Raw genomic sequence first — 15,129 nt, 5'->3', positions numbered from 1 at the left:
TGATGAAGGTTAGTTAAAAAGTAAACCGCAGGTTAACGCCATAATTCCGGGTGTTGGGCGCGCCGTTCAAATCAAGCCCCTGAATATTCCCGGCACCCTGCGTGTTTACTTCCGGATCCATGAAGAAGTTAGGCGCATAGAAGAACAGGTTCCGTCCACTAACCCCTACCGAAATGGCACCGAAAGGCGTTTTGCCAATCAGGCTACTAGGCAGGCTGTAGTTGAGGGCTACTTCACGCAGCCGGTAAACCGTGGCATCGAATACAGCCGCTTCGGAAGCCAGACCACCGAGGCCGGCCCAGTACGTCTGAGCGCTAACCTGGATGTTGTTGGGCGTGTACGTTTTCGAACCATCCGTATTGGTTACCTCGATGACGCCTGGTAAAATGCGGGGTTGATCCCGGTCGATGCCCGTTACTTTCAGGTGACCCTGGCCTCTCAAATCGGCTGCACTAAACGAGTAGAGGTCTCCTCCCTGACGGGTATCGAACAAAACCGACAACGACAGACCTTTGTAACTGAAGTTATTCGTCAGACCCGCCGTCCAGTCCGGATTTGGATTGGCAATCACCTGACCGGCAAGACCGGGTACGAACTGGCCGGTGTTGGGGTTGATCAGATACTCACCCTGCGGACTGCGAGCGTTAGCCGTTCCAACAATAACCCCGTAGGGTTGCCCCAGCACAATAGATGGGTTGATCCCGATGAACGCATTGCCGGTAATTGGCGATTGCGTGACGCCCGGGGCAATTTCCTCCACTTTATTCCGGATGCGGGTAAAGTTCAGGATCAGATCCCACTTGAAGCCGTTATCCAATCGAACCGGGGTCGTGTTCAAAACCAGTTCGATCCCCCGATTTCGCATGGAACCTACGTTGGTGGTGCGGGTGTCGTAACCGGTTGAGTTGGATACCGAAACGTTGAAAATCTGGTTGGTACTGCGGGTATCGAAATACGCCAGATCAATGCTGGCCCGGTTGCGGAACAGCCCCAGGTTCAAACCAAATTCATACGACCGGACGAATTCCGGCGTCAAATTTGAATTGCCAATCCGGTCGTCGATGCGAAAACCGGGTAAACTGGCGGTTCCTACGGAGATAGGGAAGGTAATTTGGGCGGCATTGTTTCCGTAAGATGCCGGTTCAAACACGGAGTTCAGCAGATACGGATCGGCATCCCGGCCCACCCGGGCAATGCTGGCCCGTACTTTGGCGTAAGAAAGTACGTTTGAGTTCAACTTGAACGCATCCGTTGGCACAAAACTGACCGCAGCCGATGGGTAAAAGTAGGTGTTGTTGGCCTTCGGCAAGGTCGATGATTTATCAACCCGACCGGTCAGTTCCAGAAATAGATAGTTCTGGTAGCCCAGCGAAAGCTGGCCATAATACCCCATCAGCCGACGCATGGTGCTGCTCTCGGTACTGGCAGAGAAAACCGATCCGTTGCTGACGTTTTCGAAACCGGGAATGGTCAACTGCTGGCTAATGATCGTTGGATTCTGAGTCTTCCGCTGGTTGATGTTATTTCCCAGCAACAGACTGGCATTCAACCCTTCCAGAAACAGATTGTCTTTCTGAGCAGTGATGATCAAATCTCCGTTCAACTCCGACCGGAAGAAGATATCTTCCCGAAGTTCACCAGCCGGGGTACGCGCTGCGCCAATGGCGGCAATGAATTTCCGGCGATCGGTGTAGGTATCGGCGGTTGCCCGGTACGATACGTTCAACCATTTGGTGATGTCGTAACCAACCTGAATGTTTCCGAAAACCCGGTCGACCTGGCCCTGTAGCGTTTCGTTGTAAGCACTCCATAGGGGGTGGTTCTGGGTAGGGTTGTAATAAATGCTCCGGCCCAGCGCGTTCTGGTAGGGGCGACCAATCAGATCATAACTGCGCGGTATCCGGGTTAACTGACCGAACGCACTACCACCGTTTCCGCCCGGAACACCCTGCTGCACGGTTTGTACGTAGGTTACCGTACCGTTGATTTTAATACCATTATTCAGGCGTGATTCCCCACCAACCTGAACGTTGGTCCGGTTAAATTTGGTGTTGGGAATAACCCCGTTCTGGAGCGTATTTCCCACCGCCAGAATAAAATTGCGCCGTTCGTCGCCGGAAGCAATGTTGAAGGAGTTTTGCAGAATGCTCCCCTGACGATAAAAGTCCTTCACGTTGTTGGGGTAGGCCTGGTAGGGGACCGTTTCGCCCTGCAAAGTCACAACCTGCGTGAGCGGTCCACCGAATTTCGGTCCCCAGGAGTTGCCGGAGGTGTTCACGAAATTGTTCTGGGTTCCCTGACCGTAATCATTTTGCAACTCGGCCAGACCGGAGACATTCTGGATGTTGTAGGACGAGTTAACCGTCACTTCCGTTTTCCCCTTCATGTTCCGACCGGTTTTGGTCGTGATGACAATGGCACCGGCCGAAGCTCTCGAACCGTACAATACCGCAGCCGCCGGTCCTTTCAGCACGTTGATCGATTCGATGCTTTCGGGGTTGACGTCGGCCAGGCGGTTGGCGGGTTGTGAACCGAACAGCGTGTTTTCGGTCTGGTTCAGGTCGTTGCTGAAAATGATGCCATCGACCACGATCAGCGGCTGGTTGCTGCCGTTGAACGACGTAATCCCCCGGATGTTGATGTTGGTGGAAGCACCCGGCGCACCACTGGCTCCGGTAATGTTTACCCCGGCCAGTTTACCCTGAAGCGCGTTCAGCACGTTGGGTTCCGAGCGTTGGGCCAGCACATCACCCCGAACGTCCTGGGTCGAATACCCCAGCGAACGCCGGTCGCGCTCGATCCCCTGAGCCGTTACGACCACTTCCGACAATTGACTGGCGTCGGCTTTCAATTGTACATTGATGGTGGATTGGTTGCCGACCACAATTTCCTGGGTGGCGGTTCCGATGAAGCTGAACACCAGACGGGCGTCGGCCGGAACGTTGGTCAGACTGTAGTTTCCGTCTGAATCGGTGGTGGTACCACGGCTGGTACCTTTCAATTGGATGCTCACACCCGGCAGGGTGGAGCCGTCGTCGGATGAAGTGACTTTACCGGTCACCGTCCGATCCTGGGCTAGCGCGGGCAGGGCAAAAAGCACGCACAATAGCCAGAATCCGGCTAAACGTTTTCTCATAGATAGGTTATTGTTTGGATGAACGTAAAAAAATGGTTGCAAAAGTACTTTTATATCAGCAATAAGTAAACCAAATAGTGCGTTAAGTAACTTTTTTTTCCAGTACACTATGAGTTGCTGCCTAAACTAGAACAGACGGTTTTTTAACTACTGTTATAATAGTAGGATCAATATAATGATAAATTGAATAATATGGTGTTCTGCTCAAAAGAAAACCTTCCGGAGAAGGATTCTAACCCGTTCTACTCGAGTTTCGACCCTTTCCGGAAGGCGTTAAGATAATCCGTCGCGCGGTTTTTCTGGCTACTTCACGCGGTGGTTACGGATTTGGCACGGCCAGTTTGTTCACGTTCAGTTCGCCCTGTGGAATCGGCCAGATGTATACCGAGGCTGCTACTGTTACAGCCTGAATATTGGCTTTGGCGGGGAGCGGAAGATTCTGCCGCAGCAAATCGTTGGAACGGAAACCTTCTCCTAACAACTCGATCCGGCGTTCCAGCAGAATGGCGTCGACCAGCGCGGCTTTGTCGGCCATCGTGGCATAAACCGCCGTGGGGGCCGACCGACCCCGAACGGCGTTTAGCAACGCCAGCGCATCGGCATCGACCCCTGCAGCCAGCCGCGCTTTGGCTTCAGCCAGGTTCAGCAGTACTTCGGCGTACCGGATCACCGGAACATAGTCGGTATGCTGAGGCCCCGTCGGAAACTTGGTGAGCCGAATCCGGCCCGCATCGCCCGTAAAATCATTCTTGACAAAACTGGTTCTCCGGGCGTCCGTGGCCGTAAAAGCCGCATTGCCGATGATGCCATTCGGATTCAGGCTGTAATCACCAATCCCGACAATCGGCATGTAGTAGCTCGCCAGCCCGTTTTGCGTCCCGGGCAGGTCGTTGCTGCTCATCGGCATGGAAAGAATCGACTCCGTCGTGGTGTAATTCGTGAAAACCGTCGAAACCGATGCCTGCAACTGGTGCGCTACGCCGGTAGCTGCCCGGTAAGGAGCCGTCGCCGATACAATCTTGGCGGCTTCAGTCACCACATCGGCGTAGCGACCCATTGCCAGATAGGCCCGGGTTTTCAGCGCAATGGCGGTATTTTTGTGCGCCCGCGTCGTATTCAGCGCAGCAGACGCATTGGTGGCCGCCAGGTTTTGTTCGGCAAAATTCAAGTCTTCCAGAATCTGGGCGTACACTTGCGCTACCGTACTGCGAACCAGGTCATTGTTGCCCGTTCCAACCTCACCTTGCAAGCGAAGCGGCAGGCCCAGACTGGCTCCGTTGTCTTTCGTATAGGGCTGCGCATACAACTGCACCATCGACAGATAGGCTAGTGCCCGCAAAAACCGGGCTTCACCTTTGTATTGACTGGCCAGTGCCGCGTCGACCACGGTGGGGTTGGCGTCCAGGCCTTCCAGAAACAAATTGATCCGGTTGATGGCCAGATACGCCTGGTTCCAGAGGTTGGTGGGTTCGTTGGAGCCGGAGTTGTTGGTGTGATTCCAGGTCTGGAGAGCCGTTACGCCGTTATTGCTCACATTCAGAAACTCTTCCCCGCGCACGTCGACATAAATGAAATACCGGCCACCCAGGAACTGGCCGTTTTTAATGCTCGAATACAGACCATTCACCTGCGCCAGCACCCGATCGGGGTTGGAAAAAGCCTCTACATCGGCCAGGCTGGTCAGGGGTTTGGGCTCCAAGAGTTCTTCCTCACTACACGAGGTTACGACGGGCAGCAGGCACACCGAAAGCAGAGCGGCTTTCAGAAACATCCGTCGGTTGGTGGATAAAAATGAAGTATGGTTTTTCATGGAAAATCGTGTTAACCGTTTAAAGGGCTGTTGAATCAGGACATCAAACGATCGATTAGAAATTAAGGCTCAAACCGGCCGTGAACGTACGGGCCTGCGGAACCGAATTCCGGTCGACACCCGGCGCCGTGTTGGAGTTCCGGTTGGTCGAGATTTCAGGGTCAGATCCCGTGTAGTTCGTAATGATGAAGGCATTCTGCACCTGTGCATACACCCGGATCGACGACAGATTTGCTTTCCGCAACAGATCGTTCTTGATCGTGTAGCCGAGCATGATGTTTCGTCCCCGCAGGAAATCGCCTTTTTCCACGTTTTCAGAAATCGGGTTGGCCGAACCGTTCGAGATGTTGTCGTTCAGAACCGGGCGCGGAACGTCGGTGACATCACCCGCCTGTTTCCAGTGGTTCAGCACGCCAACGTCGTTGTTCCAGGGCCGCTGATCGCGCAAACCGGCTTTCGTTCCGTTGTAAATCACGTTGCCGCCCGAAAACTGGAGGAAGACTCCCAATTCCAGATTGCCATATTTGAAGGTGTTGTCGAGACCGCCGTACCATTTCGGTATGGCCGCTCCTACCACAACCCGGTCGGTGCCGGAAATGGCCGGGGCATTGCCGTCCTTGTCAACGTAGGTCCAGCGACTGGCGGCCGGGGCCGAGTGGTCGTACTGCACCCGGTCGTTGTTGGCGTTGATAAAAATCCGGCGACCATTGGCCGGGTTGACGCCGTCCGTCCGGATGACATAAATACTCCCGATCGACTCATTGACCCGCACGATGTTGGAGCTTTCCAGACCGCCGGTGTTGGCCAGAATGTCGGCGTTGTTGTTAGCCAGAGCGGTCACTTCGTTTTTCAGCGTCGACAGATTGAAGCTGGTAGTCCAGTTGAATTTGCCTTTGGTAATGTTTGAAGACGTCAGGGCCAGCTCGATTCCGGTATTGGCCATTGAGCCAATGTTCGTCAGAATGAAGTTGTTCGGAATCCCGCGCGACGGAGCCTGGGGTTCGGGCAAAACGAGGTCGGTGACGTCTTTCTTGTAGTAGGTCAGTTCACCTGTAATTCGGTCGCCGAACAGGCCAAACGCGATACCGATGTCGGTGCTCGTGCTGCTTTCCCACCGCAGCGATGGGTTCCCGGCCTGCGCGAAGAAAAACGTAGGCACGGTGCCGTATAAACCGGAGTTGAACAGGCTCAAAGAACCAAAATCACTGATGCCGGCGTTTCCGACGCGGCCCAGACTGGCCCGGATTTTAAACTCGTTGACCACTTTGCCGATTGAATTTTTCCAGAAATCTTCTTCCGAAACCCGCCAGCCAATCGATCCTCCGGGGAAGTTGCCGTATTTACGGCCAGCCGCGTAAGCCGAATAACCGTCCCGACGGAAGTTGAAGGTTAATAGATATTTCTGGTCGAAGTTGTAATCAAAGCGGGCAAAATACGAGATCAGACCATTCTGGCTCTGGAAGTTACCGGACGGCGGCTGGTTGCTCGTAAAGTTTCCCTGATAAGACGTGAAGAAGGGGTCCGACAGCCCTTGCCGCGCACCACCCCAGCGGTTGATCGTATACTTCTGGACTTCGTTACCACCCACAACCGAGAAATTATTTTTTCCCACCTGAAGATCGTAGGTCAGGTAGTTCTGCCAGTTCCACTGTTTGATGTTGGTGAAGATATTAAACGCCTGTCCACCAGCCGTTCCGCCTTCGCCGTGAACGCTGTTCCGGAAATCGATGTCTTCCACGGTCGTGTTGTCAATCCCGTAGGAGGTCCGGAATGTGAGTCCTTTGAAGAGGGTGAAATCAGCGAAAATATTACCGAGTATGTGGTTATTTTCCGACGTAAACCGGCTGAGTTCGAGGTCAGGAAGCGGGTTATAATACCCACCGGCGCCGACCAGGTTTTTACCGAGCCCCATGTTGTTACCGGCCCGGTTGATGTTGTACGATCCGTCGGGGTTGCGGGGGGCCAGGTTGGGAGCCAGCACCAGCGGCAAACGACCCAGACCGCCGGTGCTGAACGCGCCCGTCGTACCGGTATTGGGGGCCTGGTTTTTGCTGTTGGCCAGCGCAATGTTGGCCCCCAGCCGAATGGCTTTGTTCAACTGGTGCGAGATGTTCATCCGACCCGTCATCCGACTGAAGGAGTTCTGTTTCAGCATCCCTTCCTGATCGGTGTAGCCCACCGAAAAGGCGTACTTCGTGTCTTTCGTCCCGCCGTTGACGCCCAGGTTGTGGTTGTGGGCCGTTCCGGTACGATAAATTACGTCATACCAGTCGGTGTTGACCACGCTGCCATCGGCATTGAGGGTGGGGAAAAACTGGTCGGGCAGGTTGGCGTTGCGGGCGGCCAGGTTTTTGTAGTCCATATACTGCTGGGCATCCAGGATGTCAAACAGTTTGAAGGGTTTGGTAACGCCAACCCAGCCGTCGTAGGTCACCTGAACCCGGCCTTCCTTGCCCTTTTTAGTGGTGATCAGAATAACCCCGGCGGCTGCCCGCGAACCGTAAATGGCCGTTGCCGATGCATCTTTCAGGATCTCAAGTGATTCGATATCGGACGGGTTGATGTCGCCCAGTGGGTTGTTCACCGTAAAACCGCCCGCCGAAACGTTGTCGTTGGAGTTGATGGGCAGGCCGTCGATGACGATCAGCGGTGATGAACTGCCGTTGATGGACGAAACCCCGCGAATCCGGATCACCGGCGCGTTGTTCAGAACCCCGTTCGGTGTGATGATGTTCACCCCCGCGGCCCGGCCCTGCAAAGCCTGATCGAAACTCTGAACGGGTTTGTTGGCAATGGTCTCGCCATTGACCGAAGAAACCGCACCGGTAATGGTTTTTTTGCTTTGCGTACCGTACCCCACCACTACCACTTCGCTGAGGCTGGTGGCATCTACCTGGAGGGTGACGTTGATCGTGGAGCGGTTGCCGGTTTCGATTTCCTGGGAAGCAAAACCGATGAAACTGAAGACGAGCCGGGCATTTTCCGGAACATTGGTCAGGCGATACGTACCGTCGCTGTTGCTGTTGGCACCGCGGGTGGTGCCTTTGATTTGAACACTCACTCCCGGGAGTGGGGAGCCGTCGTCTGATGAAGTGATTTTCCCGGTAACGGTGCGATCCTGCGCCAGTGCTGGTAGACACAGCAAGGCAAACCACACCCATAGGGATGGTAATAGTTTTTTCATAAATCTGTATATTTGTTTAGGTTATTCGCAAAAATGGTTCAAAAAATGATTGCATAATACTACTTTGATAAAATTTTTCTAAATATTACTTAGAAAAACAACCTAGCTTGCATTTTCGGCAAAACAGGAAATAAACCAGAACGAGTATATGAGGATGTCTACAAAAACAGTCGTTGCAATAGTTTTTTCGCTTGCACTGGCACCGTTTACGTTACCGGCCCAGTCGCCCCTGAAGAATCAGATGAATAAACTGGCCGATGGTCTGGAGAAAAAAGTGGTCACCTGGCGTCGGGAAATTCACCAGAACCCGGAGCTGGGTAATCGCGAACTGCAAACCTCTGCCAAGATTGCCGCTCACCTCCATTCGCTGGGCATCCAGGTAAAAACCAATGTGGCCAAAACCGGGGTCGTCGGCATTTTGAAAGGCGGCAAACCGGGGCCGGTGGTGGCGTTGCGGGCGGATATGGACGGTTTGCCGGTGACCGAGCGGGGCGATCTGCCGTTCAAATCCACGGTAACCACGGAATTCAACGGCCAGAAAACCGGCGTCATGCATGCCTGCGGTCATGATTCACACGTCGCCATCATGATGGGCGTGGCCGAAATACTGGCCAGTGTTAAAAACGACCTGAAAGGAACGGTTAAGTTTATTTTTCAACCCGCTGAAGAAGGCCCACCGGCCGGTGAAGAGGGGGGCGCGCAGTTGATGGTGAAAGAAGGTGTTCTGGAAAACCCGAAAGTCGACGCCATTTTCGGCCTGCACATCAACTCCCAAACCGAGGTCGGAACGATCAAATACCGCCCGGGCGCCACGATGGCCGCCGTCGACTTTTACAGCATCAAAGTCAAAGGGAAACAGACGCACGGCGCGGCACCGTGGTCGGGTGTCGATCCGATTGTTACCTCGTCGCAAATTGTGATGGGCCTGCAAACCATCGTCAGCCGGAATCTGCCCATTACGGAATACCCGGCGGTGGTGACGGTGGGCGCGGTTCACGGCGGGATTCGGCAAAACATCATTCCGGAAGAGGTGAACATGATCGGCACCATCCGGTCGTTCACACCCGACATGCAAAAAACGATTCACCGCCGGATCAATGAAATTGCCACCAATATTTCGGAAAGTGCCGGTGCCAAAGCCGATGTAAAAATCGACGTGATGTATCCCGTGACTTACAACGACCCGGCGCTAACCGACCAAATGGTGCCGACGCTGGAAGCCGTAGCCGGAAAAGACAACGTGATCATTCGCCCGCTCGATACCGGCGCGGAGGATTTCTCTTTTTTCCAGCAAAAAGTGCCCGGTTTTTTCTATTTTCTGGGTGGCATGCCGAAAGGCCGCAAACTGGAAGATGCCGCCCCGCACCACACCCCGGATTTTTTCATCGACGAAAGCGGCTTTGGCCTGGGCGTCAAATCCCTCTGCCACCTGACCGTCGATTACATGGAGCAGTGGAAAGGAGCCGCAACGGCGAGTGGGAAGAAGAAGTGAGAAAGAAAAAGAATGAATTATAAATGAAAAATGTAAAATGATGAATGTAAAAGTGGCTACTTCTGAGCTAGATTGCGTTCAGCGGTTTCAATGCTTCGCGTGAAGATTTGGACCAGTTCCCGGCATTCCTGGGTGGTTTTTTCATCGGCAGAAGTAAGGTGCTGCGTTTTTTTGAGGATTTTAAGGTTGATCTGCGACTCTCGAAGCTCTTTCAGGGCACCCTTCATTTTGTGAATGAAATCTTTTCGAGACTCCGCTCCCTGAGCTTCGCCGTAATGCAGGGCTGGTGCAGTACCCGATCGAATAAGTTGCCCGCCTAAATGATTCCCTGCTTTTGTGGGCGGGATTCGGTTAACGGTTTCAATGACCAGTACGGCAAAATCAATAAGTCGTTCTTCGAGATCATACTGCCGCGTCTTTTGTTCACCTATTTTATCATTCGTCATTGGCCATTTTCCATGTAGTTGCATGAACCGTTAGACGGCGGCCTCCTTTACCAGTCACTTTTTCATTTAATATTTATCATTTTACATTTATTATTTCCCTTAAAACTGCAATCGCCCTCCTTCTTCATTCACCACCAGCGCTGCGGTTTTTCCAATCGGCATGGCCAGATTGCGGGCCACATGGCCGACCGGAAAATCGAAGCAAACCGGGTAGTTATACCCGGCTACCTGCTCGGCAATGATTTCGTTGGCGGTTTTTCCGAAGGGCGACGACTCGTTGATGCGCATGTCCGTAAACTGCCCCACCAGCAAACCCGCGAGATTGGCCAGCCGGCCGGAGCGCCGGAGCTGAATCATCATGCGGTCGGTGGAGAAAAGCGTTTCGTCGATGTCTTCGATGAACAGGAGTTTGCCGGTCAGGTCGATGTCGGATGGCGTCCCCAGAATGTGCATGAGCATCGTCAGGTTGCCGCCAACCAGCGGGCCTGTGGCTGTTCCGGGGCGGTTGAGAAGGTGGGCGGGGCTGGTATAGGGCGCAGGGGATTCACCAAAAAGGCATTGCCGCAGTGTTTCGATGGAATCCGTAACGCCTTCACCGCCAAATAATTTGGGCATAATGGCGTGTAAACTCTGGATGCCCATCCTTTGCAAGTGGCAGTGTACAACCGTAATATCACTGAAACCAATGATCCATTTCGGATTTTTCAGAAATTGCGTGAAGTCAAGCCGGTCGAGGATGCGGTAGCTGCCGTAGCCCCCGCGGGCGGAGAAAATCGCCCGGATGCCGGGGTCATCGAGCATCTGTTGCAGGTCGCGGGTGCGCAGGGCGTCGTCGCCCGCAAACTGAAAATAACTGCTCCGGAGTGATTCGCCTTCTACCACTTCCAACTGCCATTGATTGCGCAGGATGTGGAAGGCCGGTTCGAGCGTTTCATAGTCCAGACGGCTGGCCATAGCCAACACGCCCACCCGCTGACCGGGTTCTAAAAAAGGGGGTCGTATCAAAGTGAATTAGATAAAAATGACATCCTCCAGCACATCCGCACCCATTTCACGGTTGATGAGCTGAATCATTTTCTGTTTGGCAATCACCAGTTCGCTGCGCAGTGGAGCGGAGTTGATTTCGATGTGTAGCTTGCGATCCTTGACGTAAAGCCGGTTGGTGCGGGAAGCGATCGCTTTGCCCATCATCTTCTCCCAAAAAGCTTCCAGATACGTTTCGTTGAACCGGGTTTGGAGTTGATACGATTTCAGCATTTGCCCGATCGCATCCTTCAGGGCAACCGTTCCGGCTCGCCGGGAAGCATTGTCTTTGTCAAAACGATAATATTGGGCCATACGAAACGGTGTCTTAACACAAAGGTAACGAACCACCCGAAGGAATGGCCCGGCAATCCCGGAAAAAATTTTAACTACGGAAAGTGGATGGCTGAATGGTTAAGGATGGTTGGATGGTTAGGGATGGTCTCCACGAGCTATTCAGCCATTCTTAACCATCCAACCATCCTTAACCATTAACACCATCCAACCATCTCATTTTCTTTAACCATTTTTTCGCTTCCCGATTGGTATATCTTCCTTAATTTGAGCTTTATTTGTATTGATTTACCTATAGTCCTTATCTGATTTATGCAATCTTCTGAAAAACCGTCGCAGACATCGCGTCGCAAGTTCATTCAGGCCGGGGCATTAGCTGCTGGTAGTTTCTTTATCGTGCCGCGCCACGTTCTGGGTGGGCCGGGCTTCATTGCGCCCAGCGATAAACTTAACCTGGCCGCTGTCGGCTTTGGTGGGAAAGGGTCCAGTGACATCAACAACTCGTTCAACAACGGAGCCAACAACGTCGTAGCCCTCTGTGACGTGGACTGGGGTCTCCCCCGTGTGAAAGAGAATTTTACGAAGCACGCGAACGCCAAGCGCTACAAGGACTTCCGTGAAATGCTCGAGAAAGAAGGAAAGAACATTGATGCCGTTACGGTTTCGACCGCCGACCATACACACGCCGTCGTGGCGATGGCCGCCATGCAGCGGGGCAAGCACGTGTACGTGCAAAAACCGTTGACGCACAACATTTACGAAGCCCGGATGCTGACCGAAGCCGCCCGTAAATACAAGGTGGTGACGCAGATGGGAAACCAGGGCTCATCGAACCCGCAGCAGAAGCAGATGGTGGACTGGTTTGACAAAGGCCTGATCGGAAAAGTACACACCATTCAGATCTGGACCAACCGCCCCGTGTGGCCGCAGGGTATTCCGGTGCCGCAGGCGGCCGAAAACACGCCGGTCGATCTGGACTGGGATCTGTGGCTGGGACCTGCCCAGAAAGTGGGCTACACGCCCGCCTATCACCCGTTCAAATGGCGCGGCTGGTGGAACTTCGGTGCAGGCGCACTCGGCGATATCGGTTGCCACATCATGGATATTCCGTTCCGCGTACTGGGACTGGGCTACCCCACCGAAGTGGAAACCAGCATCAGCTCGGTATTCCTGAAAGACTGGACGCCGGAATACAACCCCGAAGGCTGTCCGCCAGCGTCGCACGTGGAACTGAAATTCCCGGCTTCGGCTAAAAATAAATCCGATGTGAAACTGATCTGGGCCGATGGCGGTATTCGTCCGTTCCGTCCCGACTTTTTGCCTGCGGGTGAAGCCTATCCGGAAGGGGGCGAAAACGGCATGTTCATGGTGGGCGACAAAGGTCTGATTGCCTGCGGCATGTACGGCGATGATCCGAAATTGTATACCAAAGACGGACAGAAAATGGAAGCGGCTCCGAAGCCCAAACCGGTCGACGGAAAACCGTGGCCCGAAAACGGTCACCAGATTCTGTGGACCGAAGCCTGTAAAGCCGGTTTTAACAGCAAGGAACACAAAGCCTTGACGTCTTCGTTCGACTTCTCCGGCCCGCTGACCGAATCCGTTCTGATGGGTAACCTGGCCATTCGTAGCTACATGCTCCGGACGCCAAAAGCCGATGGCAAGGGCTTTAACTACCCCGGTCGCCAACGCCTGATGTGGGATGGCAAGAACATGAAAATTACCAACTTCGACGATGCCAACCAGTTTGTTTCGCGGCAATACCGCGATGGCTGGAAGCTGACGACCTAGTTAATTACCCTCGGCGACGTTCCGGAATTTTCGGGCAACGCCAGATCAGTAAAACCTCTCATTTTGTGGTCGTTCGACTGCAAAATGAGAGGTTTTTTGTTGGGCGTATCCACCGCATCGAAGTCCTGTCCGACCGGTTTCTGACCAAAAAATTTGCAGCATCGGGCTTCGTTCGCTATACTTGCGGCTCAAATCAAGTTTCCACACGATTCGAACGCCATCGAATCTTTGCAGCAGACTTCCTGCTGCGCTTGATTTATAAAGAAGAGGCAAGAGACCGGGCTCGGTGAACCTCTGGCAACCTGCCGCGCGGCAAGGTGCTACATCCCGCCTACGGATCGCTTCGGCCATCCGATAGGAGATATAAATCGATCAGACACATGACCAACATCCGATGCTGTATGCCCCCGGCGGGCTACTAATTTCACACACACCGACGATACCGACAACCGGGAGAGGCTATCGGCTGTGGGTTGACGGAATGCGCCGTAGATTCGTCTCCGCCATTCAACAACTCCATCACTCCGGCGACCCGGCGCCGGGACGTTCCAACGTCCCGGCTGGCGCGTCGATTCATCATCTCGCTTTACCAATCCTCAACTCTATAACAATCAGTACGTATGTCAGCACCATTGCATTTTGAAACCCTGCAACTGCACGCAGGACAGGAGCCCGACCCCACCACCAAATCCCGGGCGGTTCCCATCTATCAAACGTCTTCCTACGTTTTCGATAATGCCGAACACGGCGCCAAACTGTTTGCCCTGCAGCAGTTTGGAAACATTTATACCCGGATCATGAACCCCACGACCGACGTTTTTGAGAAGCGCATTGCGGCTCTGGAAGGCGGGGTAGCGGCTCTGGCCGTGGCGTCGGGTCAGGCGTCTCAGTTCATTGCGCTGAACAATATTCTGGGTGTCGGTGATAATTTTGTGACGACTTCTTACCTCTACGGCGGTACCTATAACCAGTTCAAGGTGTCGTTCAAACGGCTTGGGATCGACGCCCGCTTTGCCGATGGCGACAAAGTGGAAAGCTTCGAAAGGCTGATCGACGACAAAACGAAGGCCATTTACCTGGAAACCATCGGGAACCCCCAGTTTAACATTCCGGATTTTGAAGCCTTCGCGGCTTTGGCGCAGAAATACGACCTGCCATTGATTGTGGACAATACGTTCGGCGCGGGCGGTTATTTGTTCCGGCCCATCGAACACGGCGCGGCTGTCGTGGTTGAATCGGCCACGAAATGGATCGGCGGCCACGGAACGAGCATTGGGGGCGTGATTGTCGACAGCGGAAATTACAACTGGGGGAACGGTAAGTTTCCGCAGTTTACCGAACCGTCCGAAGGCTACCACGGGCTGGTGTTCAACGACGTATTCGGCATTGGCGGACCCTTTGGCAACATCCAGTTCATCATTCGTGCCCGGGTCGAAGGACTCCGTGACTGGGGCCCCGCGCTCAGTCCGTTCAATTCATTTTTGTTTTTACAGGGCATCGAAACGCTGTCGTTGCGCGTCGATCGCACGGTGCAGAACGCCCTGGCCCTGGCGCAGTGGCTGGAGCAACACGAGCAGGTGGAACAGGTTTTCTATCCGGGTCTGGAAAGCAGTCCTTACCATGAACTGGCCAAAAAATACCTCAAACGCGGTTTTGGGGGCGTGTTGACGTTCAAACTGAAAGCGGGGAAGGAATTAGCCGACAAGTTTATCGACAGCCTGACGATGATTAGTCACCTGGCCAATGTGGGCGATTCCAAAACGCTGATTATTCACCCGGCGGCCACCACACACCAGCAGTTGAGCGATACCGAACAAATCAGTGCCGGGGTTGCGCCGGGTCAGTTGCGGTTGTCGGTCGGAACCGAACACCTCGACGACATCAAGGCCGACCTTGAACGGGCGTTTGCTGCCATTGGGGCTTAATATTTAGTTTACGGTTTTCGGTATATGG

Annotated in this window: 11 protein-coding genes and 1 riboswitch; of the genes, 4 read left to right on the top strand and 7 right to left on the bottom strand. The window is 53.7% G+C overall.

Features of this window, described 5'->3' with window-relative positions; translation table 11 throughout:
• Positions 1-13: 13 nt before the first annotated feature.
• The 3 genes from FH871_RS02975 to FH871_RS02965 form a co-directional block, all read right to left on the bottom strand.
• Entirely contained in the window at positions 14-3,136 is a 3,123-nt protein-coding gene (locus FH871_RS02975) for a SusC/RagA family TonB-linked outer membrane protein (RefSeq protein WP_138989829.1), read from the bottom strand.
• A gap of 319 nt (positions 3,137-3,455) precedes the next feature.
• Positions 3,456-4,946 (bottom strand): RagB/SusD family nutrient uptake outer membrane protein, encoded by a 1,491-nt coding sequence (locus FH871_RS02970; RefSeq protein ID WP_138989828.1) that lies wholly within the window; start codon positions 4,944-4,946, stop codon positions 3,456-3,458.
• Between the two features lie 55 nt (positions 4,947-5,001).
• A complete protein-coding gene (locus FH871_RS02965; protein ID WP_138989827.1) occupies positions 5,002-8,130 on the bottom strand; it encodes a TonB-dependent receptor in 3,129 nt (1,042 codons plus the stop codon).
• A gap of 154 nt (positions 8,131-8,284) precedes the next feature.
• On the opposite strand from FH871_RS02965, the gene FH871_RS02960 reads away from it, so the two are divergent.
• The gene (locus FH871_RS02960; RefSeq protein ID WP_171062741.1) at positions 8,285-9,622 is read left to right on the top strand and encodes an amidohydrolase; all 1,338 of its coding nucleotides are present in this window, start codon (positions 8,285-8,287) and stop codon (positions 9,620-9,622) included.
• Positions 9,623-9,678: 56 nt separating this feature from the next.
• Here the strand turns inward: FH871_RS02960 and FH871_RS02955 are convergent, their stop codons facing one another.
• From FH871_RS02955 to FH871_RS02945, 3 genes are all read right to left on the bottom strand, one after another.
• The gene (locus FH871_RS02955; RefSeq protein ID WP_229316994.1) at positions 9,679-10,092 is read right to left on the bottom strand and encodes a four helix bundle protein; all 414 of its coding nucleotides are present in this window, start codon (positions 10,090-10,092) and stop codon (positions 9,679-9,681) included.
• 75 nt (positions 10,093-10,167) lie between these two features.
• Positions 10,168-11,073, bottom strand: a complete 906-nt coding sequence (locus FH871_RS02950) for an LD-carboxypeptidase (protein ID WP_138989825.1) — start codon at positions 11,071-11,073, stop codon at positions 10,168-10,170.
• A gap of 6 nt (positions 11,074-11,079) precedes the next feature.
• Positions 11,080-11,406 (bottom strand): DUF721 domain-containing protein, encoded by a 327-nt coding sequence (locus FH871_RS02945; RefSeq protein WP_114404177.1) that lies wholly within the window; start codon positions 11,404-11,406, stop codon positions 11,080-11,082.
• Between the two features lie 291 nt (positions 11,407-11,697).
• On the opposite strand from FH871_RS02945, the gene FH871_RS02940 reads away from it, so the two are divergent.
• Positions 11,698-13,176 (top strand): Gfo/Idh/MocA family protein, encoded by a 1,479-nt coding sequence (locus FH871_RS02940; RefSeq protein WP_138989824.1) that lies wholly within the window; start codon positions 11,698-11,700, stop codon positions 13,174-13,176.
• A 65-nt stretch (positions 13,177-13,241) separates the two neighbouring features.
• On the top strand, positions 13,242-13,466 hold the full coding sequence (locus FH871_RS33040) for a hypothetical protein (RefSeq protein WP_171062740.1): 225 nt from the start codon (positions 13,242-13,244) through the stop codon (positions 13,464-13,466).
• Positions 13,430-13,546: riboswitch (SAM riboswitch) on the top strand. It overlaps the preceding gene by 37 nt.
• A gap of 54 nt (positions 13,547-13,600) precedes the next feature.
• Here the strand turns inward: FH871_RS33040 and FH871_RS33035 are convergent.
• Entirely contained in the window at positions 13,601-13,756 is a 156-nt protein-coding gene (locus FH871_RS33035) for a hypothetical protein (RefSeq protein ID WP_171062739.1), read from the bottom strand.
• 40 nt (positions 13,757-13,796) lie between these two features.
• On the opposite strand from FH871_RS33035, the gene FH871_RS02935 reads away from it, so the two are divergent.
• Entirely contained in the window at positions 13,797-15,101 is a 1,305-nt protein-coding gene (locus tag FH871_RS02935) for an O-acetylhomoserine aminocarboxypropyltransferase/cysteine synthase family protein (protein WP_138989823.1), read from the top strand.
• Positions 15,102-15,129 lie beyond the last annotated feature (28 nt).

The organism is Larkinella sp. C7 (assembly GCF_006149005.1).
Lineage (GTDB): Bacteria > Bacteroidota > Bacteroidia > Cytophagales > Spirosomataceae > Larkinella.
This window is presented reverse-complemented; position numbering and strand designations above follow the sequence as displayed.